At 61.5% G+C, this 23,737-nt stretch carries 25 protein-coding genes and 2 pseudogenes; 12 read left to right on the plus strand and 15 right to left on the minus strand.

Annotated features, from left to right (window positions below; translation table 11 throughout):
- From ngg to AB4O25_RS09930, 3 genes and pseudogenes are all read left to right on the plus strand, one after another.
- Positions 1-1,750: pseudogene (ngg, locus tag AB4O25_RS09920) on the plus strand (N-acetylglutaminylglutamine synthetase).
- A 31-nt stretch (positions 1,751-1,781) separates the two neighbouring features.
- Positions 1,782-2,964: pseudogene (locus AB4O25_RS09925) on the plus strand (osmoprotectant NAGGN system M42 family peptidase).
- Between the two features lie 59 nt (positions 2,965-3,023).
- The gene (locus AB4O25_RS09930) at positions 3,024-3,251 is read left to right on the plus strand and encodes a YheU family protein (RefSeq protein WP_003192759.1); all 228 of its coding nucleotides are present in this window, start codon (positions 3,024-3,026) and stop codon (positions 3,249-3,251) included.
- 7 nt (positions 3,252-3,258) lie between these two features.
- On the opposite strand, the gene csrA is transcribed toward AB4O25_RS09930, so the two are convergent.
- Complete coding sequence (gene csrA, locus AB4O25_RS09935) at positions 3,259-3,456, minus strand: carbon storage regulator CsrA (protein WP_017527714.1); 198 nt, start codon at positions 3,454-3,456, stop codon at positions 3,259-3,261.
- A 127-nt stretch (positions 3,457-3,583) separates the two neighbouring features.
- On the minus strand, positions 3,584-4,399 hold the full coding sequence (locus AB4O25_RS09940; protein WP_460150828.1) for an SDR family oxidoreductase: 816 nt from the start codon (positions 4,397-4,399) through the stop codon (positions 3,584-3,586).
- A gap of 326 nt (positions 4,400-4,725) precedes the next feature.
- Between AB4O25_RS09940 and AB4O25_RS09945 the strand changes: the two genes are divergently transcribed.
- Positions 4,726-4,878: a DUF3309 family protein gene (locus AB4O25_RS09945; RefSeq protein ID WP_015885095.1), complete on the plus strand. Its 153-nt coding sequence runs from the start codon at positions 4,726-4,728 to the stop codon at positions 4,876-4,878.
- Between the two features lie 51 nt (positions 4,879-4,929).
- Here AB4O25_RS09945 and AB4O25_RS09950 read toward each other — a convergent pair whose 3' ends face one another.
- The 5 genes from AB4O25_RS09950 to AB4O25_RS09970 all read right to left on the minus strand — a co-directional run bounded on the left by AB4O25_RS09950 (position 4,930) and on the right by AB4O25_RS09970 (position 10,639).
- Positions 4,930-7,017 (minus strand): LTA synthase family protein, encoded by a 2,088-nt coding sequence (locus AB4O25_RS09950; RefSeq protein WP_017527712.1) that lies wholly within the window; start codon positions 7,015-7,017, stop codon positions 4,930-4,932.
- A 341-nt stretch (positions 7,018-7,358) separates the two neighbouring features.
- Positions 7,359-7,550, minus strand: coding sequence for a PLDc N-terminal domain-containing protein (locus tag AB4O25_RS09955; protein ID WP_003172956.1), 192 nt, complete (start codon positions 7,548-7,550; stop codon positions 7,359-7,361).
- A gap of 67 nt (positions 7,551-7,617) precedes the next feature.
- Positions 7,618-8,148 (minus strand): hypothetical protein, encoded by a 531-nt coding sequence (locus AB4O25_RS09960; RefSeq protein WP_460150829.1) that lies wholly within the window; start codon positions 8,146-8,148, stop codon positions 7,618-7,620.
- 41 nt (positions 8,149-8,189) lie between these two features.
- Positions 8,190-8,705: an ankyrin repeat domain-containing protein gene (locus tag AB4O25_RS09965; protein ID WP_017527710.1), complete on the minus strand. Its 516-nt coding sequence runs from the start codon at positions 8,703-8,705 to the stop codon at positions 8,190-8,192.
- Between the two features lie 107 nt (positions 8,706-8,812).
- Complete coding sequence (locus AB4O25_RS09970) at positions 8,813-10,639, minus strand: long-chain-acyl-CoA synthetase (RefSeq protein ID WP_017527709.1); 1,827 nt, start codon at positions 10,637-10,639, stop codon at positions 8,813-8,815.
- Between the two features lie 403 nt (positions 10,640-11,042).
- Between AB4O25_RS09970 and AB4O25_RS09975 the strand changes: the two genes are divergently transcribed.
- Positions 11,043-11,321, plus strand: a complete 279-nt coding sequence (locus AB4O25_RS09975; protein WP_003172952.1) for a DUF3509 domain-containing protein — start codon at positions 11,043-11,045, stop codon at positions 11,319-11,321.
- Positions 11,322-11,383: 62 nt separating this feature from the next.
- Here AB4O25_RS09975 and AB4O25_RS09980 read toward each other — a convergent pair whose 3' ends face one another.
- The 4 genes from AB4O25_RS09980 to aroC form a co-directional block, all read right to left on the minus strand.
- On the minus strand, positions 11,384-11,653 hold the full coding sequence (locus AB4O25_RS09980; protein WP_026067249.1) for a response regulator transcription factor: 270 nt from the start codon (positions 11,651-11,653) through the stop codon (positions 11,384-11,386).
- A gap of 216 nt (positions 11,654-11,869) precedes the next feature.
- A complete protein-coding gene (locus AB4O25_RS09985) occupies positions 11,870-12,394 on the minus strand; it encodes an acireductone dioxygenase (protein ID WP_017527707.1) in 525 nt (174 codons plus the stop codon).
- On the minus strand, positions 12,391-13,599 hold the full coding sequence (locus tag AB4O25_RS09990; RefSeq protein WP_050553993.1) for an MFS transporter: 1,209 nt from the start codon (positions 13,597-13,599) through the stop codon (positions 12,391-12,393). Before AB4O25_RS09990 ends, AB4O25_RS09985 begins: the two co-directional genes overlap by 4 nt.
- A complete protein-coding gene (aroC, locus tag AB4O25_RS09995) occupies positions 13,562-14,653 on the minus strand; it encodes a chorismate synthase (RefSeq protein WP_017527705.1) in 1,092 nt (363 codons plus the stop codon). The genes AB4O25_RS09990 and aroC overlap by 38 nt, the downstream gene beginning before the upstream one ends.
- A gap of 142 nt (positions 14,654-14,795) precedes the next feature.
- Between aroC and AB4O25_RS10000 the strand changes: the two genes are divergently transcribed.
- Both AB4O25_RS10000 and AB4O25_RS10005 read left to right on the plus strand, forming a co-directional pair.
- The gene (locus AB4O25_RS10000; protein ID WP_017527704.1) at positions 14,796-15,758 is read left to right on the plus strand and encodes an alpha/beta hydrolase; all 963 of its coding nucleotides are present in this window, start codon (positions 14,796-14,798) and stop codon (positions 15,756-15,758) included.
- Positions 15,759-15,857: 99 nt separating this feature from the next.
- Entirely contained in the window at positions 15,858-16,664 is an 807-nt protein-coding gene (locus tag AB4O25_RS10005) for a hypothetical protein (protein WP_017527703.1), read from the plus strand.
- 109 nt (positions 16,665-16,773) lie between these two features.
- Here the strand turns inward: AB4O25_RS10005 and prmB are convergent, their stop codons facing one another.
- A complete protein-coding gene (prmB, locus tag AB4O25_RS10010; protein WP_065876493.1) occupies positions 16,774-17,682 on the minus strand; it encodes a 50S ribosomal protein L3 N(5)-glutamine methyltransferase in 909 nt (302 codons plus the stop codon).
- Positions 17,683-17,922: 240 nt separating this feature from the next.
- Here prmB and AB4O25_RS10015 point away from each other — a divergent pair, with 240 nt between their 5' ends.
- The 5 genes from AB4O25_RS10015 (at position 17,923) to AB4O25_RS10035 (ending at position 20,698) form a co-directional block, all read left to right on the plus strand.
- Positions 17,923-18,513 (plus strand): cysteine hydrolase family protein, encoded by a 591-nt coding sequence (locus tag AB4O25_RS10015; RefSeq protein ID WP_017527701.1) that lies wholly within the window; start codon positions 17,923-17,925, stop codon positions 18,511-18,513.
- 135 nt (positions 18,514-18,648) lie between these two features.
- Entirely contained in the window at positions 18,649-18,969 is a 321-nt protein-coding gene (locus tag AB4O25_RS10020) for a hypothetical protein (protein ID WP_017527700.1), read from the plus strand.
- A 74-nt stretch (positions 18,970-19,043) separates the two neighbouring features.
- Positions 19,044-19,601, plus strand: coding sequence for a Smr/MutS family protein (locus AB4O25_RS10025; RefSeq protein WP_460150830.1), 558 nt, complete (start codon positions 19,044-19,046; stop codon positions 19,599-19,601).
- A gap of 78 nt (positions 19,602-19,679) precedes the next feature.
- Complete coding sequence (folE, locus tag AB4O25_RS10030) at positions 19,680-20,225, plus strand: GTP cyclohydrolase I FolE (protein WP_017527698.1); 546 nt, start codon at positions 19,680-19,682, stop codon at positions 20,223-20,225.
- Between the two features lie 101 nt (positions 20,226-20,326).
- A complete protein-coding gene (locus tag AB4O25_RS10035; protein ID WP_068937085.1) occupies positions 20,327-20,698 on the plus strand; it encodes a glutathione S-transferase N-terminal domain-containing protein in 372 nt (123 codons plus the stop codon).
- Between the two features lie 43 nt (positions 20,699-20,741).
- Here the strand turns inward: AB4O25_RS10035 and AB4O25_RS10040 are convergent, their stop codons facing one another.
- The 3 genes from AB4O25_RS10040 to AB4O25_RS10050 are packed head-to-tail and all read right to left on the minus strand — an operon-like array spanning position 20,742 to position 23,677.
- Positions 20,742-21,062 (minus strand): AtuA-related protein, encoded by a 321-nt coding sequence (locus AB4O25_RS10040; protein WP_017527696.1) that lies wholly within the window; start codon positions 21,060-21,062, stop codon positions 20,742-20,744.
- Entirely contained in the window at positions 21,059-22,384 is a 1,326-nt protein-coding gene (locus AB4O25_RS10045) for an acyclic terpene utilization AtuA family protein (RefSeq protein ID WP_460150831.1), read from the minus strand. Before AB4O25_RS10045 ends, AB4O25_RS10040 begins: the two co-directional genes overlap by 4 nt.
- Positions 22,385-23,677, minus strand: a complete 1,293-nt coding sequence (locus tag AB4O25_RS10050) for a CitMHS family transporter (RefSeq protein ID WP_017527694.1) — start codon at positions 23,675-23,677, stop codon at positions 22,385-22,387.
- Between the last annotated feature and the right edge of the window lie 60 nt (positions 23,678-23,737).

Here is a 23,737-nt window from a genome sequence, read left to right on the forward strand (position 1 = left end):
ATGAAACCTAACGCCGCGGCGTATAGCCAACGCTTGCTCAAGGCCAGGCCCCCACTTACGAACGCCTGCAGGCGCGCCTGGCCGAAGACGGCAGCGCGTTGGCCGCCGAACTCGATTGCCGTGCATTGCGGCTGGGGCCGGTTGTTGATCGGCCATACCTTCCCCGACCCGGCCAGCCTGGCGGGGGAACTGCTGAATGAACAGCCCGGCGAACGCGACATCGCGCTGTACGTGGCCGCGCCCCAGCAGATCCTCGGGATTGACCCGCAGCAATTGTTTCTCGACCCCTCCGACACCCTGCGCCTGTGGTTCAGCGACTATCGCCCGGCCACCCGTGTGTTTCGCGGCTTTCGTATCCGCCGGGTACAGAGCGAAGCCGACTGGCAGGCGGTGAACCAGTTGTATCAAGGGCGCGGCATGTTGCCGGTCGACGCCGAACGCCTCACGCCGCGTCATCAGGGTGGCCCGGTGTATTGGCTGGCGGAGGACGAAGACAGCGGCGCGGTGATCGGCAGCGTGATGGGGCTCAACCACCAGAAAGCCTTTCACGACCCGGAAAACGGTTGCAGCCTGTGGTGCCTGGCCGTCGACCCGCTATGCACGCGCCCCGGCGTCGGCGAAGTGCTGGTGCGTCACTTGGTGGAGCACTTTATGAGCCGTGGCTTGAGCTACCTGGACCTGTCGGTGCTGCACGATAACCGTCAGGCCAAGGGGCTTTATGCCAAGCTCGGTTTCCGTGCGCTGACCACGTTTGCGATCAAGCACAAGAACGGCATCAACCAGCCGCTGTTTCTCGGCCCTGGGCCGCAGGCGGGGTTCAACCCGTATGCGCGGATCATCGTTGAAGAAGCCCACCGACGCGGTATCGATGTGCAGGTGGATGATGCCGATGCCGGTTTGTTCACCCTCAGCCATGGCGGGCGCCGCGTGCGCTGCCGTGAGTCACTGAGCGACCTGACCAGCGCCATCAGCATGACCCTGTGCCAGGACAAGAGCCTGACCCACAAGGTGCTCAAGGCCGCCGGTTTGCAGTTGCCGTCGCAGCAATTGGCGGGCAGTGCCGACGAGAACCTGGAGTTCCTCGACGAGCACCAGCGCGTGGTGGTCAAGCCGCTGGATGGCGAGCAGGGCCAAGGCGTGGCGGTGGACCTGCAGACCATCGAAGAGGTGCAGCAGGCAATCGAAAACGCGCGCCAGTTCGACAACCGCGTACTGCTGGAGAGCTTTCATGAAGGCCTAGACTTGCGCATCCTGGTGATCGGCTTCGAGGTGGTTGCCGCCGCGATTCGCCGCCCCGCCGAGGTGACCGGTGACGGCCAGCACTCCATCCGCGCCCTGATCGAGGCCCAAAGCCGTCGCCGTCAGGCCGCCACCGACGGCGAAAGCAAAATCCCCCTGGACGCCGAAACCGAACGCACCCTCGCCGCCGCAGGCTACGACTACAGCAGCGTCCTGCCCCGTGGCCTCAACCCTGGCGGTACGCCGTACCGCCAACCTGCACACCGGCGGTTGCCTGGAAGATGTCACCGCGATCCTGCATCCCACGCTCAAGGACGCCGCCGTGCGCGCCGCCCGCGCCCTGGACATCCCCATGGTGGGCCTGGACCTGCTGGTGCCCGCCGCCGATCAACCAGAGTACGTATTTATCGAGGCGAACGAACGGGCCGGCCTGGCCAACCATGAACCGCAGCCCACCGCGCAAAAGTTTGTGGACCTGCTGTTTCCACACAGCCAACCGGCCGCCCAATGACCTGAGCACGCTTATCTCATCAGGAATTTTTATGACTCGAACCATTCCCGAACCTGATCTCAACTACCTGCAAAAAGTCCTGCTGGAAATGCTCGCCATTCCCAGCCCTACCGGGTTCACCGATACCATCGTGCGCTACGTCGCCGAGCGTTTGGAAGAACTCGGCATCCCGTTTGAAATGACCCGGCGCGGCACCATCCGCGCGACGCTCAAGGGCCAGAAAAACAGCCCGGACCGCGCCGTCTCCGCGCACCTGGACACCATCGGTGCCGCCGTGCGCGCAATCAAGGACAACGGCCGCCTGACACTTGCCCCCGTAGGCTGCTGGTCGAGCCGCTTTGCCGAAGGCAGCCGCGTCAGCCTGTTCACCGACAACGGCGTGATCCGTGGCAGCGTACTGCCGCTGATGGCCTCCGGGCATGCGTTCAACACCGCCGTGGATGAAATGCCGGTGAGTTGGGACCATGTGGAACTGCGCCTGGACGCCTACTGCGCCACCCGCGCCGATTGCGACTCGCTGGGCATCAGCGTCGGCGACTACGTGGCCTTCGACCCCTTGCCCGAGTTCACCGAGAGTGGGCATATCAGCGCACGCCACCTGGACGACAAAGCCGGCGTCGCTGCCCTGCTCGCTGCGCTCAAGGCGATTGTCGACAGTGGCGAACCCCTGCTGATCGACTGTCACCCGCTGTTCACCATTACCGAGGAAACCGGCAGCGGTGCCGCAGCCGCGCTGCCGTGGGATGAGTGAGTTCGTCGGCATCGATATCGCCCCGGTCGCTCCCGGCCAGCACTCCAGTGAGCATGCGGTGAGCGTGGCGATGCAGGATTCCGGCGGGCCCTACGACTATCACCTGTCGCGTCATTTACTGCGCCTGGCCGCGGACAATGACCTACCGGTGCGCCGCGACCTGTTCCGCTATTACTTCAGCGATGCGCATTCCGCCGTGACCGCCGGCCACGACATTCGCACCGCGCTGCTGGCGTTCGGTTGCGACGCGACCCACGGTTACGAGCGCACCCATATCGACAGCCTGGCCGCGCTGAGCCGCCTGTTGGGCGCGTATATCCTCAGCCCGCCGGTGTTTGCCAGCGACGCGCAGCCGGCCCAGGGCTCACTGGACCGCTTCAGTCACCAGTTGGAACATGAGACGCAGATGGAGAGCGACACGCGTGTGCCGCCGGTGGACAGCCTGGTCGGCCACAAGTCCTGACGCTGGTCAGCAAGGCCCCGGCGCAGTAGCATCGCCGGGACCTGACACCTGAGGCTTGTATGCTGATTCCCTACGACGCACTTGAAGTCGACACCCTGACCCGCCTGATCGAGGACTTCGTCACCCGCGACGGCACCGACAACGGCGACGACACGCCCTTGGAAACCCGTGTACTGCGTGTGCGCCAGGCGCTGACCAAAGGCCAGGCGCTGATCGTGTTCGACCCCGAAAGCGAACAATGCCAATTGATGCTCAAGCATGACGTGCCCAAGCATCTGTTCGACTGAGGGCGTTCTAGAGTTGGATGACGGGTTGGGCAGACGGCGTCTGGCGTTCTAGGATCTTGCGGTAGACCTCGGCACGATGTACGTGCACGCCAGGCGGCGCTTGGATGCCGAGTTTCACTTGGTTGCCCTTCAGTTCGAGGATATGCACGGTGATGTCATCACCGATGGAGATGATTTCGCCTACGGCGCGGCTTAAAACCAGCATGGCGGTGGACCTTTTGGAGTGACAGGACCCCGACCATGCGCGCTGAGGATGGAGGCTTCAATGGCTCGCGGCGAAATCAGGCAACACCTACGGATGCAGGTAATTTGCCTGACAGACCGCTGCCGAATCAGCCCTTAACTGCCTGCGCCTTGGCGCGCATTTTGTCGGCCATGGTGGTCATTTCGTCGTACAGCAACTGCGGGTTCTTCTGCTTCAACGCCCACGCCATCCGGCCCTGCTCGTGGGGCAGGATCATGAATTCGCCCTGTGCCACGCGCTGATAAATGTAATCGGCAATATCCGCCGCCGGGATCGGCGAACTTTCCAGCAGTTTGCCCACTTGGGCTTTCATGGCGGGGGTCGGCCCACGGAACGAGTCCAGCAGGTTGGTCTGGAAGAACGACGGGCACACCACATGCACGCCGACCTCCTGCTGCTTGAGCTCCACCAGCAAACTCTCCGACAACGCCACGACGCCAGCCTTGGCCACGTTGTAGTTGCTCATGGCCGGCCCTTGCATCAGCGCCGCCATGGAGGCGATGTTGATGATACGGCCCTTGCTCTTTTCCAGCAGCGGCAGGAATGCCTTGCAGCCCTTGACCACGCCCATCAGGTTGATTGCGATCTGCCAATCCCAATCTTCCAGGGACAACTCGGCGAAAAAGCCCCCCGAGGCCACGCCGGCATTGTTGACGATCACATCGATACCCCCGAGCTTGACCTCGCAGGCCTGGGCAAACGCGGTGAGCTGGCTGTAGTCACGTACGTCGCAGCGCTGGATAAACCCGTCGCCACCGGCCTCACGCACCCGCTTCAGGGTTTCCTGCAAGCCGGGCTCACTGACATCCGACAAGGCCAATTGCCAACCCTCGCGAGCCCAGCGCAGAGCGATTTCGCGACCCAGGCCGGACCCGGCGCCAGTGATCATCATGCGATTTTGCATAGGAAGTAGCCTTGTGGTTCACAGAAGAAGTGATCGGCAGTGTAGCGAAGGTTTTTCCCGTACCCACGCACCATCAGAATGATGAATGCCCCAGGCAAACCGAAGGCCGGGTCGGATGCCCGCGCGGGGCCTAAGTTCAATCTTTTTTGACTAACGAGGCGTACGGACGCGTGCGTTAAAAGAAATAAGCGAGCGATCGAAATGCTTTAAAAAACTTGGAATTTTCTTTGAAGTGACAGAGTCGGAGTTATTAAGGCGTCCGTCATTAAGTGCCGGGCCTATCGTTAATAACCGGTCTTTGCAGAAAGCCAATAAGGAAAAAAAACATGAGCCTGATTCTGATCATTATCTTGATCCTGCTGCTGGTCGGTGGCCTGCCAGTGTTCCCTCACTCGCGTAACTGGGGTTATGGCCCGTCGGGCATCCTCGGGGTTGTGCTGGTGGTACTGCTGGTGCTGTTGTTGCTCGGTCGGATATAAACGCCGGATAAAAAAGAGGCCTTCACAGGCCTCTTTTTTATTGCCGGTTAGTTAGTCCGGCTTGCCGTCAACCACACCGGCGGTGTTGTTCAACAGGCTCTTGGTGGCCGTTTGCAGGAACGATTCAAGTTTCTGCTTGAGTGCCGCCTCGTCCGGCGAGTCGGGGATCACTTTACCGCTCGGGTTGGCGCCCAATTCGTATTCCCACAACTTCGGCGGCATCTCCTTGGGCAGTACCAGAATGCGCTCGGCGGTGACCAGCGCCACCGTCTGATCGCTGCCCGATGGCTTGATCACGCCGAAGCCCTTGTCGCCTTCCGGCAGGTTCAGCAGGTCGCGACCCCAGCACTGGTGCAGGGTGTCGCCACCGAGGCGGCCCATGATGGTCGGCACGATGTCGATCTGGGTGCCCACGGTGTGGTCGCGCTCGCCGAACTTCTCCTGCATGCCGGGTGCGATCATCAGCATCGGCACGTTGAAGCGGCCCAGGTCCATCTCGGTGATCTGCTGTTCGTTGCCGAAGCCGTGGTCGCCCACGATCACAAACAGGGTTTCCTTGAAGTACGGCTCTTTGCGGGCCTTTTCAAAGAACTGGCCCAGGGCCCAATCGGAGTAGCGCATGGCCGTCAAATGCTCGTTGAGGCTGCCACGGTCTGTGACTTTCTCGACCGGCAACGGCGTCGGCAATGCGTACGGCGTATGGTTGGACAGGGTTTGCAGCAGTGCGTAGAACGGCTTGCCGCCCTCACGCGCCTTCAACTCTTCCAGGCCGCGGTTGAACATGTCCTGGTCGGACACGCCCCACGTCGGGTCGGAGAACACCGGGTTAACGAAGTCGTTGCGACCAATGAAGTTGGTCATGCCCTGGTTGCTGAAGAAACCCGACTGGTTGTCCCAGGCGAAATCGCCGTTGTAGACATACACGTCGTCAAACTTGCGGGCACTGAGCAACTGCGGCAGGCCCGACAGCTTGTGGCTGCCTTCCGGGGTCTGCATCAGGTATTCGAAGCCCGGCAGGTTCGGGAAGCAGGCCATGGTGGCGAACATGCCCTGGTGGGTGTGGGTACCGTTGGAGAAGAAGCGGTCGAACAGCAGGCCCTCCTTGGACAGTTTGTCGAAATACGGCGTGATGTTGCCCGGCCGGCCCAAGGCGCCCACCGAGTGACCGGCGAAGCTTTCCATCAGGATCACGACCACGTTCTTGATCGGCAGGGTCTTCTCGGCCGGTGGCATGTAGTCACGGCGCACGGCGGCGGTATCGGTGTCTACCAGCTTTTCTTGCGGCAGCACCAGCATGTCACGCACGGTCTGGGTGGCCAGCGGCTGGTCCAGGGTAGCCTTCCAGATGTTGGAACGGTCTTCACCGAACCGCGCCTTGGCCGCCGCGATCAGCGACAAGGTGCCATTGAGGCCCAACTGGTTGGCGAAGTTCGAATCGGTGGTGTACACATCGCCCCAACGCAGCGGCGGGCCTTGGCGCAGGGTGCCACGGGCGGCGACCACGGCGATCAGCAGGCAGACCACGAATACCGCGATGCGCGAGTACCACGGGGCCACCTGGCGGGTGCCGATGCTGCCGCCGCTGAACGGCCCGCGTGGGCGCGTGGCGCGGTCGGCGCCTTTGAACGCCATGCTCAGGATCAGCGTGCCCACGGCCCAGGCCAGCAGGTAGCGCACCACTGGGAAACCGTACCAGAGCATGCTCATGACGGTTTTCGGGTCTTCCTTTACGTACTGGAAGACCAGCCCGTTGAGGCGCTGGTGGAACTCGCGGTAGAAGTCCATCTCCATCAAGCCCAGGAACAGGGCGATGCTGGATGCAATAGTCAGCCAGAAACGGAAGAACCCCCGCGCGGCCATGGCGCGTACGCTGAACAATGCCAGCAGCAACGGGATAAGCAGGTACACCACCAGGCGGATATCCAGGCGCAGGCCGTTGGCGAACGCTTCAAGGAAGGTCGAGGCCGGCGTGTCGAGGATCATCTCGCGGTTGTATACCAGCAGCGCCAGGCGCAGCAGGGAGAGCATCACCATCATGACCAGTGCGCAGAGCAGCGTGTACGCCAGATGGGATTTGACGGTCGGTTGCAGCAGGCGATTAGAAGCTCGCTGCTGACTCAGGGCGTCCGGGTTTGCCATGTCGTTTCAGGACCCATTGGAAGTTTATGTGACGAAATATCGCGGTGGCGCGAATGGTGCCCGATCAATCACAGCAAGGCTATTAATTAGTGAACGAGCACCGCTGCGCCACCTTTAATAGCAGGCAGGTAAAGCCGGGGAATTGTCTTGGACGGGGTGTGAAAATTATGTGCAGCGAATATTTCGATACATAAATCTATGGAGCACGCCCAAAGCAAATGTGGAAGGGGGCTTGCTCCCGATAGCGGTGGATCAGTCAGAACAGCTGTGACTGATAAACCGTCATCGGGAGCAAGCCCCCTTCCATATTGACTGTGCCCACTCCAGCAGGAGTGAAGCGATCAGATCCGCACGTTACCCCGCGGCCCGGCAATCGCCCAGATGATCAGGCCAAGTACCGGCAGCAGCAGGATCAGCAGGATCCACAGCACCTTGGCGCCGGTGCTCGCGCCGCTTTTGAATACGTTGATGATCGCCCAGATATCCAGCGCCAGGATGATCAGCCCGATCAAGCCGTTAAAAGTGGAACCCATGGTGTCGCTCCTAAGTGAGGGCATGCACTTGTAGGATAGTCAGCCCTGGCAGGGGTTCCGTTTTATTTCAGATGTGCACGCCGATCTTCAGCGCTTCCAGGGACGGCTCGGCCTTGATACCCACTTCGGCACACAGTTGCAGCACACGCGGCAGGTCGTTACCGAACACCAGCACGGCCTGGATCTCGTCATCCAACAGTTGGCTGAAGTTGAGCAGCACATAGCCACCCTCTTCGGGGCTAAGCGCACTCATCTGGATCTGGATGCGGTTCAGTGCAGTGAGGTCCTCGGTCTTGGCCAATTGCTTGGGCTTGAGGTTGAACGCCACACCCGGACCAAACGACGCGACGATTTGTGCAAACAGGTCGGCATAGGTATCGGCCTGGAACAGCGCGGTGTCCGGCAGGCTACCGACCACCACCCACTCTCCCAGCGGGATCGGAAAGCTGTCGTCGTAGTTGATGTCCGGGTTGGCCGCCAGGAATGCCGCGGGATCGGCGTAGGCCCGGGCGGCTTCCTCGGCGATGCGCGCCACTTCGTCCTCGCCCATGACCCCGGCGCTGATTTTGCTGATGAGTTCGACGAGGGCGGTTTTCATGGGGCAATCCTGTGACGGGCGGGTTTTGGAGGGCGCGTAGCCTACACCAGTTTCTGCAACCGCGCCGCCGTATCCACCGCGCCCATGGTTTGGGCCGCCGCCAGCGCGGTCGCGCCCTGCGCATCGGTGGCCTTGGGGTCAGCGCCCTGGTCGAGCAGGTAGTCGAGCATTTCGACGCGGTTGAACATGGCCGCCATCATCAAGGCCGTGCGCCCGTCGGATGAAGCCGCTGCCACCGGCGTACCGCCTTCGATGAGCGCCTGGACCACAGGCAAATGGCCCTTGAACGCCGCGCCGGCAATCGGCAGTTGGTTCTTGTCATTGGCAATCAGCGGGTCCGCCTTGAATTCGAGCAGTACTTTTACCGCCTCGGCGTGGCCGTGGTAGGCCGCGAGCATCAACAAGGTATCGCCGTTGTGGTTGCGAAAATTGGCCGGCAAGCCCTTGGCCAGCAAGGCGGCGAGCATCGCGGCATCGCCTCGGCGGGCCACGTCGAAGACCTGCTCGGCAAATTCGGCGGCTTCGTCTTCGGTCATTTGTTTTGGCTGGTCGGACATGCGGGGCTCCTGGTGTGGCGACGTCGGGTATTCAATAGAGGCGCCCAGTGTCGCGATGGAGTTCCCACCTGTCATGGCTTTTTTGTCAAAAGCCGCCATAGGCATAATCAATAACGGAACTGGCCGCCCTGAATCTGCGCCAGCAATTGACCCGTCACCGGTACGTAGCAGTCGGACCCCGGCAGCCACGCGTACACCGGGTCATTGCCGGCCTTGTCCGGATCAAACGCCTCCTCCTTGAGCTTGACCTTCTGGTACTTGAACGTACCGGTGGTTTCCATCTTGACCTTGATTCGCAGGAACAACGGCACCGCATAGGCCGGCAACTGGCCATGGGCAAATTGCAGCAATTCGCGCATGTCCAATGCCGCCAGGGATTCGCTCGGCGTGATGGCGACCATGCCTGCGCGACCGTTGGTGTTGTCGATCTCGACGCCATAGGCCACCACTTCGGCGATCTGTGGGTGTTGCAGCAGGACGTTCTCGACTTCGGTGGTGGAGACGTTTTCGCCTTTCCAGCGGTAGGTGTCCCCCAGTCGATCGACGAATTGCGCGTGGCCAAAGCCGATGCTGCGCAACAAATCACCGGTATTAAAGTAGCGATCGCCCTTTTCAAACACGTCGGTGAGCACCACCTTGCCGTTCTTTTGCGGGTCGGTGTAACCGTCGAAGGGTGATTTTTCGTCAATCCTGGCCAGCAACAGGCCTTGCCCGCCGGTGGGCACCTTGCGCATATAGCCATCGCTGCCACGCAGCGGCTCGCCGTTGTCGTGAACGTAGTCCACCAGGGCCCAATGCTGCAGGCAGAAGCCGATGGTGTTGTCGAAATTCAGCACGTTGGTAAACCCGATATTGCCGTCGCTGGCCGCGTACAACTCACAGATGTGTTCGACGCCATACCGCGCCTTGAACTGCGCCCATACGCCGGGGCGCAAACCATTGCCGACCATTTTGGTCACGCGGTTATCGCGGTCGCTTGCACTGGGCGGCTGGTCCAGCAGGTAACGGCACAGCTCACCGACATAGCCAAGGGTGGTCGCCTTGAATTTGCGCGCATCGTCCCAGAACTGGCTCGCGCTGAACTTGCGGCGGATGGCAAACCCCGAAGCCCCGACAATCGCCGAGCCCCAGCACACACACAGACCGGTGGCGTGGTAGAGCGGCAAGGTGCAATACAGAACGTCGTCCCGGCCCATGTCCAGCGCAATGCGGCCAAAGCTGACGGCGGTTTTGGTCCAGCGGCCGTGTTTCATGATGCCCGCTTTGGGCAGGCCCGTGGTACCGGAGGTGTAGATATAAAAGCAGGGGTCGTTGAAGAAGATCTGCGCGGTGCTGGCGGGGTTGTCCACCGGGCACTCGGCGCTGGCCGCCAGCAGGTCGATGTACCCCTCGGGCATTTCGCCGGATAGCTGATCGGCGACGAACCAGGTTCGCGCCGCCGGGATCTGCACCTGATCGCGCACTGCCCCGTAGGCAGCCACGAGTTCCGTGCCCACCACAATCGCCACCGGGCTCACCAGGTTCAGGCTGTGCACCAGCGCAGCTTGAGTTTGCGCGGTATTGAGCATGGCGCAGATGCCACCGAGCTTGGCCACGGCCAATACGCTGAGGAGTAATTCGGGACGGTTTTCGATAAACAGTGCCACCACGTCGCCCTTGCCGATGCCCTGGGCCTGCAGGTGGTAGGCGATGCGGTTGGCATATTGATTGGCTTCGCGATAGCTGAGGACCCGGTCGCCATACAACAATGCCTGGCCGTCGGGGTTGCTCAGGGTGGCTTGCTCAAAGTGCCAGCCCAACCCGCACGGCTGCGCGGGGTCGGTTACGTTGGCGGCACGCATGCCGCGAACCACCCGAGGTAAGGCACGCACAATGGCGGGCACCTTACGCAGCAGCTTGGCCCAGGTGATCATGTCGCTCTGCGGATGCCTCATGGGAACGTCCTTTTTCTTATTCTTCGTATGATCCGGCAACACCGGCATTTTCCACGCAAGCTTCGTAGGCGAGAGGCCCAATGCCATGCAGGAAAATACGCCAGCCATTCTTCGGCTGTACACGCGCGATTTGAAAAGTTTTGTATCCCAGCCCATGCCCTTGCAAAAGGGAATTTACCTACGCCACGGCGGTCTTTATGAATAAGCGCGCCCCCAGCCGCCTCCGCGAGTAGAGCAAAATGCAGTGTGCATGATGGCCATTCATGCAAATTGCACGAAATCGAAAAATCACGATTTTTATAAGTGACTGATTTATAAAGATATTTAACAAAATCACTAGCTGGCACAATCACTGCACCTATCACTCCATGCTTGCCCACTTGAGCCAACGGAGCTGATAGACATGAGCCTGATCCAAGATAAATTCGCTTCAGTATTCTCCAACTACGACGTCACCACCCAACCACGTCCAGACGGCGGCATCCTGTTGACCCTGCGTAACAGTGAAGGCAAACAGGTCAAGCGGTCGATTTCTTACCAGCAATTGCACACCGCCGATCAACTGACGTGGGTGATCAGCGCCATTCGCCGTGATTTGGCTGAACAAGCCAGCGAACTGCCGCAAATTTCGATGTTGCAAAGCCAGAACCGCTTTGCTCTGCCGACCTACCATTCGGCTTAACGCCACACCCCGAAAAAAAAGGCCGGGACGCCGTTGAGCGTCCCGGCCTTTTTTTCATGGGCCTACCATAGGCCTTGGCGGGCCGCTTCATTCATGGCCTGCACGCGGTTGGTCACTTGCAATTTGCCGTAGATATTGCGCAGGTGAAATTTAACCGTGGCCTCGGACGTGGCACGGATCTGGCTGATCTCCCAGACGGTCTTGCCTTCCGAAGCCCAGCGCAGAATCTCCAACTCCGCCGGGGTCAGGGGCTTGCCGGACAAGCCAAGCCGCCTCCTGACGGCAGTGGGTACGAAATACGGCGGCGAACACAACTCCTCTGGGCCATTCATCACGTTCTCTCCTTTTTATTTGGCTGATGCCTTAATCACCCCTCGGATTCCTCCTGTTGACAGGCGATATATAAACGTTGAGGCCGCAGAGAGTTACACAATGAATGGAGCCAGTGCGCAGGGCTCGTGATAAACAGCGCTGCCCTACATATATTTAGGCGTCTTCCCACAGCAGTTTCAAACCCACTGGGGTTGAACATTCCAATGGCTGGGGGCTCAGTCGTCCAGACCCGGGAAGCGACTGGCAATTGAGTCACCGGTCAACTCCGGCTCACCGCCCGCGTGGAATAACCGCAAGGCCACGAAGTGCGGGTTCTCGCCCATGTCAAACCAATGCGCCATACCCGCCGGAATCATCAGCAGGTCGTTTTTCTCACAGCGCACGGCATACACGTAGTCGCCGATGTGCAGGCAAAACAGACCAAGGCCTGCGATGAAAAAACGCACCTCATCTTTCTCGCCGCGGCGCTCCTTGCGAGCCTGCTCGCGCAGCTCGGCTTTGTGCGGGTGGTCGCTGGTGATGCTGAGCACTTGCACCTGAGCGTAGCCGAGGCGGTCGATCTGCATCTGGTACGCCGAGATCATTGCCGCATCGCTGGCCCCCTTCTCGATCGGACTGGGCTGCCAGCGCTCGAACCGTACGCCGTGTTCGGCCAGGATGGCGGCGATGTCGTCGAAATGGGTCAATACCTTGTTCGGGGTATCCGGTGTAGCAACGGGGTAGACGGCGACATAACTCATTGAAGGGTTCCTTGGTTCTGCTCGTGCAATCGAAGGCCAATGATAACGGCCGCGGCCAGGGCGGCGATGCTCGCAATACTAAAGGTGAAGGTCGGCCCCAGCAGGTTCCAGCTATAGCCGCAATACAATGCGCCCAATGCGCCGCCGGTGCCGGCCAGGGCGGCGTACAGCGCCTGGCCCTGGCCTTGTTGTTTAGCGTCGAAACTGCGTTGCACAAAGGCGATCGCCGCCGCATGGAAGCTGCCGAAAGTCGCGGCATGCATCACCTGCGCCAGCAACAGCACCCAGAAGAACTCGGCAAACGACCCCAGCAGCAGCCAGCGCAACGCCGCCAACAGGAAGCTGGCCAGCAGCACCCGGCGTACCGAAAAGCGTGTGAGGATACGGCTCATGCCCAGGAACATCAGCACTTCGGCCACCACCCCCAGCGCCCACAGCATGCCGATCACGCCACGGCTGTAGCCCAGGTGTTCCAGATGCAGGGTGAGGAAGGTGTAATACGGGCCATGGCTCATTTGCATCAACGCCACGCAAGCGTAAAACGCCAATACCCCAGGGCTGCGCAGTTGCTTGAGGAACCCGTCGCCTGCGACTCGACTGCCGTGGGTGACGGGCTGCGCGTTCGGCACCCACAGGCTGGCGCCGACGATGCCGGCCATGATCACCACGATCACGACCGGGTAGATATCCAGGCTCAACCGGTCGAACAGGCGGCCCATGATCACCACCGCAAGGATGAAACCGATGGAGCCCCACAGGCGGATCTGGCTATAGCGCGAGGTTTGTTTTTGCAGGTGAGCCAGGGTGATCACTTCAAACTGCGGCAGCACCGCATGCCAGAAGAACGCATGCAGGGCCATCACCAGCGCCAGCCAGGCGTAGGTTTGGCTGACGAAAATCAGCGAAAAACTCACCAGGGTGCACACCGCGCCAAACCGCACGATGGCCAGGCGCCGGCCGGTGTAATCGCCCAGCCAGCCCCACAGGTTAGGCGCCACGCAGCGCATCAACATGGGAATGGCCACCAGCTCGCCGATGCGCGCGCTGGAGAACCCCAGGTGATCGAAATACAGCGCCAGGAATGGCGCCGTCGCCCCCAGCAGGGCGAAATAGAACAGGTAGAAACTGGAGAGGCGCCAATAAGGAAGGGCTGTCACAACCAGCCCGTCACAGCTGGCCGAGCACCGGGGTACTGACGCGCACATCGGCGTTCTGCCCGCGGTTGCGCAGCAGGTGGTCCATCAACACGATAGCCATCATCGCTTCGGCAATCGGCGTGGCGCGGATGCCCACGCACGGGTCGTGGCGGCCCTTGGTGATGACGTCCACCGGATTGCCGTGCACATCGATCGAACGGCCCGCAGTGGTGATGCTCGACGTGGCCTTGAGCGCCAGGTGCGCCACAATCGGCTGGCCGGAAGAAATACCGCCGAGGATGCCGCCGGCATTATTGCTGAGGAAACCTTGCGGGGTCAGCTCATCGCGATGCTCGGTGCCGCGTTGGGAGACGCAGGCGAAACCCGCGCCGATTTCCACGCCCTTGACCGCGTTGATGCTCATCAATGCATGGGCCAGCTCAGCGTCGAGACGGTCGAAGATCGGTTCGCCCAGGCCAGGCTTCACCCCTTCAGCGACCACGGTGATCTTGGCGCCAACGGAGTCCTGATCGCGGCGCAGCTGGTCCATGTAGGCTTCCAGTTCCGGCACTTTGTCCGGGTCCGGGCTGAAAAAAGCGTTGTCGTCAACGCTGTCCCAGGTCTTGAACGGGATTTCAATCGGGCCCAGCTGGCTCATGTAGCCACGGATCACGATGCCCTGGGTGGCGAGGTATTTCTTGGCGATGGCGCCGGCGGCCACGCGCATGGCGGTTTCACGCGCCGAGCTGCGGCCGCCGCCACGGTAGTCGCGTTCGCCGTATTTGTGGTGGTAGGTATAGTCGGCGTGGGCTGGCCGGAACAGGTCCTTGATCGCGGAATAATCCTTGGACTTCTGATCCGTGTTGCGGATCAAGAGGCCGATGGCGCAGCCGGTGGTGCGGCCTTCGAACACGCCGGAGAGGATCTCGACTTCGTCGGGCTCCTGGCGCTGGGTGGTGTGGCGGCTGGTGCCGGGCTTGCGGCGGTCGAGATCACGCTGCAGGTCTTCCAGAGACAGCTCGAGGCCGGGCGGGCAGCCGTCGACAATGGCGACCAACGCCGGGCCATGGCTTTCGCCCGCGGTGGTGACAGTGAACAGCTTGCCGAAGGTATTGCCGGACATGCGGGGCGCTCCGTGAAATCAGTTGAATCGAGTCAACCGTAATAACTTAAGGCGGCCAGTATACGCAGGCTAACCGACTAGTTCATCCTCGAAACCTTACCGGTGGACGTTGGTCCAACCGGCACCTCCTCATGATGGCGCGATGATGCTTCGAGTCCTGCTTCTTACCCTGACCTTGTTTACCGCCGTGGCCCACGCCGCCTCCCCCGTCGTACTGCAACGCCCTATCAGCCTGGACACCGGCAGCGGCGAGCTGTTCGGCTCACTGCTGTTGCCACAGTCCGACAAGCCGGTGCCGGTGGTGCTGATCATCGCCGGTTCCGGCCCCACCGACCGCAACGGCAACAGCGCCGACGGCGCGCGCAACGACAGCCTCAAGCGCCTGGCCTGGGTACTGGCCCGGCATAACATCGCCAGCGTGCGCTATGACAAGCGCGGCGTGGCCGCCAGCCTCGCCGCCACCCCGGATGAACGCAACCTGACCCTTGATGCCTACGTCGCCGATGCGGTGGCCTGGGGCCAATTGCTCAAGACCGACAAACGCATGGGCCCGTTGATTGTGCTGGGCCATAGTGAAGGTGCGCTGGTGGCAGCCCTGGCTGCGCCGCAATTAGACCCGGCGGGCGTCATCTCGCTGTCCGGCAGCGCGCGCCCGGTAGACCAGGTGATCCGCCAGCAACTGGCCGATCACCTGCCCCCAGCCCTGCTGCTGCGCAGTAATGAAATCCTTGATCACCTGAAGGCCGGCCAAGTGGATACCGACGTGCCCGGCCCGCTGGAAGGCATTTTCCGGCCCAGCGTCCAGCCTTACCTGATCAGCCTGTTTCGCGCCGACCCTCGCGCGGCCTTTGCCAAACTGCGCATGCCTGCGCTGATCATCCAGGGCACGCATGATATCCAGGTAGGCGTCGGCGATGCCCAGCAACTGAAACGGGCCAAGCCGGACGCGCAGTTGACGGTGATTGAAGGCATGAATCATGTGATGCGCATCGTGCCCAACGAGGTGAAGCAACAACTGGCCTCCTATAACGACCCGAAGCTGCCCCTCGCCGCCGAACTGGGTGAACGGGTGGTGCGCTTTATCGATGAACTTCAACCCAATTAAGCGGCAATTGGCCTCCAGTCTTGGGAAAAGCGGCCGATAAGCCCACAGTCGGCAGTCAAAAGACTGTCGGCTCGCAAGGCTTGGACAGGATCGCGTCGCATGACTACCACAGAAGCAACACCCGAACCGACCGCCGACACCACGGCTGAAAAAAACGCGGCCGTCGACATGGCGTCGCTGCCGTGGGCAGACGTTCAGGCCGAGCATTTCAAGATGCTGCGCCTGGCCCCACTGGCCACGGACCGTGCCACCGGTGCGCGGCCGTTGCGGTTCGTGCAGTTCGGCTATGCCGAGCGCCATGACAAACACCACAGCCTGTTGCGCATGGTCATCCAACTTCCGGGGCAACGTGTGCGCCGCGAGCAGAACCATCTGGATATCTGGGTCGACCACGATACCCATCGCGTGCACTTCGGCCCGGGCAACAGCCTGGAAATCGAACCGGCCAACCGCGGCATCGGCCGTTTCCTCGTGGCCCAAGCGGCGGCGTGGGCGAAAAAGAAGTGGTCGCATTACCGCGTCGACGGTGTCGACCTGTCCAACAAAGACGCGCTCAACGAAGCCACGCGCCTGCGTCGCGATCACTTCCTGCGTATCCAGGGCTTTGATGTGGCCTACGCCGATGTGCAGCATTTGAAAGGCAACGTGCAGCCCGGCAAGGTCAGCGACGTGCTGGACAGCTGGAACACCGAGAAAGTGCAGTTCGTGGAGATCCTCGAAGCCGCGCAGATGTTGCAACAGGCCGAGCACAACCTGCTGGAGCAGGAAGTGAAGCTGCGCAAGGAGGAAGAAAAGGTCACCAAGTTCAAGCGTGAGGACAGCGGGCTACGGTTTACCATCACCTGTTTGGTGGCATTTACGGTGTTTCAGGCGGGGTTGCTGATCTGGATTGCCACGCACCGGTAATGGACCGGCATGCAATCAAACATGCATGAGGGGGGTGTCAGTCACTCAATGCAGTGACTGACAGACCGCTATCGGGAGCAAGCCCCTCTCACATTGGCTCTGTTTACAGTTAGATACGCGCCGCAAACACCGCCTGGTGCTGGCGGCACTGCTCGGCAGTGAGCATAAACACGCCGTGCCCACCGCGCTGGAACTCCAGCCAGGCAAAGTCCACTTCCGGGTACAGCGCCTCGACGTGCACTTGGCTGTTGCCCACTTCGACAATCAGCAAACCTTTCTCGGTCAGGTGGTCCGCCGCTTCGGCGAGCATCCGTCGCACCAGGTTCAAGCCGTCGTCACCACAGGCCAGGCCCAGTTCCGGCTCGTGCTGGTATTCGTCGGGCATGTCGGCGAAGTCTTCGGCATCCACATACGGCGGGTTCGACACAATCAGGTCAAAGCGCTGGCCCGGCAGGCCGTCGAAGCCATCGCCCTGCACGGTGTACACGCGCTCGTCGGCGCCATGGCGCTCAATGTTCTGGTTAGCCACTTCCAAGGCTTCGAAGGACAAGTCGCCCAGCACCACTTCGGCGTCCGGGAACTCGTAGGCGCAGGCAATGCCGATGCAGCCGGAGCCGGTACACAAATCGAGAATGCGGGCCGGCGGCTGCGCCAGCCAGGGTTCGAAGCGGTTTTCGATCAACTCTCCAATGGGAGAGCGCGGGATCAGCACCCGCTTGTCGACGATAAACGACATGCCGCAGAACCAGGCCTCACCCAGCAGGTAGGCGGTGGGCACGCGCTCGTGGATACGGCGATGCAGCAAGCGCTGAACGTGAGAGATTTCCTCTTCTTCCAGGTTGCAGTCCAGGTAGCTGTCGGCAATTTCCCACGGCAAATGCACGGCGCCGAGCACCAATTGCCGGGCTTCGTCCCAGGCATTGTCGGTACCGTGTCCAAAAAACAGGTCTTCCCCATGGAAACGGCTGACAGCCCAACGGATATGGTCGCGCAAGGTGCGCAGGCGGGAAGTGATCACGGGGGCAGACTCCTGAAAAAACGACTGGCGATTCTAACAGCCTTCGCCTGTACCGACGATGTACGAAACCCTCGGCACCGTATGTCGGATTTCATCCAATTTGCCACTATTGCGATAAACAAGCCGCCTACTTGACAAGGCTGCACGCCAGCAACGGCGTACCTTACGATAGTAGCGATTCACAGAACCGCTCAGCCAGTGGACAATGTCGCAAAAGCCCCCCTCACAGGAGCCCCCAGAATGTCCGTTCCAAAGACGATGTTTCAACTCAGCGGTCGCGGTTATGCAGCAGCCAACCTCAACCATGCGACCCTCGTGATCATCGACGCCCAGAAGGAATACCTCAGCGGCCCGCTCGCCCTTTCGGGCATGGACGCCGCCGTCGGCAACATCAAACAATTGGTTGACGCGGCACGCAACGCCGGGCGCCCGATCGTGCATGTGCGCCACCTGGGCACCGTCGGCGGCCTGTTTGACCCGCAAGGCGAGCGCGGGGAATTCATTCCCGGCCTTGAGCCCGAAGGCGACGAAACCATCATCGGCAAGTTGCTGCCGAGCGCCTTCCACGGCACTGGCCTGGAAAAACACCTGCAGGACCTCGGCTCCCTGGACCTGATCGTGTGCGGTTTCATGAGCCACTCCAGCGTCAGCACCACGGTGCGCGCCGCCAAGAACCTGGGTTTTCGCTGCACGCTGGTGGAAGACGCCTGCGCCACCCGCGACCTGCCCTATAAAGGCGGCATCCTGAGCGCCGAGCACGTGCAGCAGACTGAAATGGCGATCATGGCGGACAACTTCGCCACCCTCGCGCTGACCAAGGATCTGATCTGACTGCCCCTCGATGAGCGGTGCCGGGTACGGCCCGCTCATCCGCAAAGCCTCCTCATTTGGCGCATTTACCTTCGGTACAGGAACAACCTGTGTATCTTCCGGTCGAAGGGCCGATACCCTGGAGGAAAGGTCGGAATGAAGATATCCGATGGTTTTGACGCTCGTCGCTTGCGCCCCAAGGGCCCGAGCAATTGGCGTCTGCGCCTGTTGGCGTGCATCGCGGCGCTGCTGGCGATTGTTGGTCTGTTGCTGGCCGGCGCAGGTGGCGCCGGTTTGTTGGGGCATTCACCGGCCCTTGGCGAACTGAATGCCAGCCCTGGCGGTTCGGCCCTCCTGGCGGGGATCGGCCTACTGGTGCTGTGGCTGGGCGTGTGGTTGTGGCGCCGCAGCCGGCGCAAAATGCGCCAGCCACTGTCGCTTAACATCGCTTCGCACCTGATGAAAAAGCACGACTAGTGGCGCTTGGATAGCGTTTCCTGCGCCCTGGCCGCCGCGATTAGGTAAACTGCCCGCCCTTCGCGGAGGCTGACATGCAAGACGACGATTTTTCCCTGTTCAAAAACGAGCTGCGCGGCGTCAAGCCTATCAAGCACGACCGCGCCGACACCGGTAAACCCAAAGCTGACCGCGCGCAGATCGCCACGCTGCGCCAGGCCGCGACCGTGCGTACCCACGCCACCACCGTGGATGGCCTGTCGGATCAGTTCGTGATCGATGTCGGGCCCGAAGACGAGCTGATGTGGGCCCGCGACGGCGTGCAGGAAAACCAGATGCGCAAGCTCAAGGCTGGCCAGATCCCATTCGAAGGCAGCCTGGACCTGCACGGCATGACCGTGGAAAAAGCCCGGGAAACCCTGTGGGCCTTCCTCGCCGAAGCCACCAAATTCGAAATCCGCTGCGTGCGCGTCACCCACGGCAAGGCCGTGCGACTGGACGGCAAGCGGCCGATGATCAAGAGCCACGTCAATACCTGGCTGCGCCAGCATGCCCAGGTACTCGGCTTTACCTCCTGCCAGGCCCGTCACGGCGGCGCGGGCGCGGTGTATGTGATGCTCAAGCGCACGATGATGGAAGGGCGGGACGAGTAACAAGTGCCATCGTCAGGCTTGCAGCGATGTGTCCACCACCGTAACCTTGCGCTTTGCGAAAATCCCACAGGTAGTTTCATGTCCCTGGAACACAATTACACAGAGATCCTCGGCCAACTCGGCGAGGACGTCTCCCGCGAGGGCCTGCTCGACACGCCAAAGCGTGCCGCCAAGGCGATGCAGTATCTCTGCCGCGGTTATGAGCAGACGCTCGAAGAAGTCACCAACGGTGCCTTGTTCAGCTCCGATAACAGCGAAATGGTGCTGGTCAAGGACATCGAGCTGTACTCGCTGTGCGAACATCACCTGCTGCCGTTTATCGGCAAGGCTCACGTCGCGTATATCCCGAGCGGCAAAGTGCTGGGCCTGTCGAAGGTCGCGCGGATTGTCGACATGTATGCGCGTCGCCTGCAGATCCAGGAAAACCTCAGCCGCCAGATCGCCGATGCGGTACTGCAAGTGACCGGCGCCCTGGGCGTGGCGGTAGTGATCGAGGCCAAGCACATGTGCATGATGATGCGCGGTGTGGAGAAGCAGAATTCGTCGATGATCACCTCGGTGATGCTGGGTGAGTTCCGCGAAAACGCGGCCACCCGCAGCGAATTCCTCAGCCTGATCAAGTAAAGGCTGCGTAGAAAGCAACCGGCGTTCATCGCCGGTTTTTTTTCGCCCGCAAAATTCAGGTAAGCTGCGACCCCTTCTTCATGGGCAAGAGGCTTTCAGCCATGTTCGTCAAAGCACTTCGAGTCGGTCTCGGCCAAATCATCATCGTGGGCGACTTCCTGACCCGCCCGCGCAAAAAGCAGCGCACCGCCGAGCAACAGGCGCAGGTCAACGATGCCGCCAAGGGCTTGACCCTGTATCAATTCCACGCCTGCCCGTTCTGCGTGAAGACCCGCCGTACCCTGCACCGCCTGAATGTGCCGGTGGCGCTCAAGGACGCGAAGAACAACGAACAGGACCGCCAGACCCTGCTGGAGCAAGGCGGCAAGATCAAGGTGCCGTGCCTGCGTATCGAAGAAAATGGCCAGACCAGCTGGATGTACGATTCCAAGGTGATCATCGACTACCTGGACAAACGCTTCGCCGCCATCTGAGAGGCGTGTGCCATCTAATGTGGGGGCTTGCATCCCTCCCACATTAGTTCGGTATTGGCAGATCCATGCTCAACAGTGCCGAGCCCAGGCACTTGCCATGAGCATCCAGCGCCAGCGAGCGGGTCACGCCGCCGCGCAATATCCCCGGCAACACGAAGTTCAGCGCCTGCACATTCGGCAACTCATAGCGTCGCACCGGCGCCGCGCCCGGCTCCAGCAGCCCGGCAAAAAACTCGGCCACCCGCGCAGCCGTGAGCTGCTCGCACAGTAACGGGTAGTCTTCCTTGCGATAGGCAATGATCGAAATGTTCGAGGTATCGCCCTTGTCCCCGGTACGGGAATGGGCCAGGTTATGCAGTTTCATGCTTCGATCCTCGGGTTGACCGCACCACGCGGCAGCAGCAGCGACGCCACCGCCACCACCTGCCGTAGGCTTTTACTGGCCCCGCCGCCGCCGGACGGGCCGTTGGTGTAGAGGGTTTCCACCTCGTTGCCCACGCGCACCGCGTCGCTGCGCTCCTCACAACGCGCGGCGATGCGCAGGCGCACTTCCCAGGGTTCGACACTGCTGCGCGGGCCGTGCAGCGCGTCCATACCGATCAACTCGGCGCGCACGTCGTGCATCTTTACACCCATCAATTCCAGGCGTTTGAGTACGACATCCCGCGCCAACTGCGCCCGTGCGACTGCGCCGGGGCCGCCGTAGGACATCTGCCCTTCACCGATCCAACCGTCCAGATAACCGACGCTGACCTTCAATTGCTCCGGCCGTGCCCGCCCCGCCGCGCCTTGGGCACGTACCCGATCAAGGCTATCCTCGACAAAACCCACCTGGGAAAAGTCGGCGGTCACATCGGGCGTCAGGTACGCCGCCGGATCGTGCACTTCGTAGATCAATTGCTCGATGCAGGTTGCCCGGCTCACCCGTCCACCGGAGCCTGCGACCTTGGTGATCACAGCTTCACCTTCGGCGTCGACTTCAGCCAGCGGGAAACCCAGGCGCGCCAAGTCGTCAACATCCTTGAAACCAGGGTCGGCAAAATAACCGCCGCTGACCTGCCCCGCACATTCCAGCAAATGCCCCACCAACGTGCCGCGCCCCAGCCGTTGCCAATCGTCCGCCGCCCAGCCGAACTCAAACATCTGCGGCGCCAGGAACAGCGAAGGGTCAGCCACGCGCCCGGTGATCACCACATCGGCCTCGGCGCGCAGGGCCTCTAGGATGCCGTCGACGCCCAGGTAGGCATTCGCGGAAATCAGCCGTTTACCCAGCGCGCCAACCGTCTGGCCGTTATCCAACAACTGCTCGGGGTTCAAGACGCTGAGCACGTCATCGCCCACCACGGCGACGACCTTGAGGTTCAAGCCCAGCTCCCCGGCTATCCGCCGCACTTCAATCGCCGCCGCCACCGGGTTGGCCGCGCCCATGTTGGTGATCACCCGCAGGCGACGGCGCCCGGCCTGCGCGCCTACACACGGCAAAACACGCCGCATACGCTCACTCAGCAGCGGGTCATAGCCGCCCTGTGGGTCGCTGATACGCGCCTGTTGCGCCAGGGCGATGGTGCGTTCGGCCAGGCATTCGAACACCAGGTAATCCAGGTCGCCCTGTTCGGCCAGTTCCACGGCAGGTTCGATACGGTCGCCGGAATAGCCGGCGCCGGAACCGATGCGCAAGGTTTTCATTTAAATCACTCCCAGGAGCAGCGCCGTCAGGGTCATCAACACCGACGCGGCGAACAGAAATGGAATGGTGAAGCGCTGGTGATCGGCTAATTCGATCTTGCACAGGCCCACCAGCAGGAAGGTCGCGGGGGTCAGCGGGCTGACCGGGAATCCGGTGGTATGCACGCCCAACAGCGAAGCCTGGGCCACTTGCAACGGGTCGACCCCCAGGGCTTTGCCCACTTCGGCGATCACCGGCATCACGCCAAAATAATAGGAGTCGGGGTCAAACAGCATGCTCAGCGGCATGGACATAAAGCCCACCACTGCGGGGATCAGCTTGCCGTGGCCGGCGGGAATCTGCGCCACCGCCACTTCGGCAATCGCCTTGAGCATGCCGGTGCCTTGCATGATGCCGGTGAACACGCCGGCGGCGAGCAGAATGCTGGCCATGGTCAACGCGGTTTTGGCATGGGCGTCGATACGTGCGCGCTGGGCGTCGACATTGGGGTAGTTGATGCACAACGCCACCACGGTGCCGAGCATGAACATCACCACCGGGTCGACCCAGCCGGCGATCATCACCACCATCACCAGCACGGTGAGCATCAGGTTGAGCCAAAACAGCCCTGGACGACGCAGCTTGATGTCGTCGTCGCTGAGCACCCGTTGTGGCACCGCCTCCACGCTGGAACCGGCCCCCAGGCCCAGGCGTTTTTCTTCACGGTGGCCCAGCCACCAGGCACAGGCGAAAACAAAGATAAGCCCGACGATCTGCACCGGGATCAGCGGCTGGAACAGGTCCGCGACCGGCACATGCAGCGCCGCCGACGAGCGCAGCACCGGCCCGGTCCAAGGCAGGAAATTGACCCCGGCGGCCATGGCGCACACACAGGCGAGGATGCGCTTGTCGATGCCCAGCCGCGTGTACAGCGGCAGCATCGCCGGCACCGTCACCAGGAACGTCACCGCGCCGGAACCGTCCAGGTGTACCAACAGCGCCAGGGTCGCGGTGCCGACCACAATGCGCGTGGGCCGCGTGCCGACCGTGCGCAGGATGCGATCAATGATGGGGTCGAGCATGCCGGCATCGGTCATGATCCCGAAAAACAGAATCGCAAAGACAAACATGCCCACCACCGGGGCGACGTTCTTGATCCCGGTAATGATGAAGGCACTGGTTTGCAGGCCGAACCCGCCGAGCAGCGCGGCGATGATCGGCAAGGCGATCAGGGCCACCAATGGCGAGAGGCGTTTGCTCATGACGGCAGCGAGCAGGCACAGGATGGTGATGACACCCAGGGTAGCGAGCATGGGTTACTCCAGAGCGGCCTTTGCGGCCGGTTATTGTTTTCCCAGGAGTATTGGAAGCGG

It is taken from the genome of Pseudomonas sp. S3_A03, assembly GCF_054668275.1.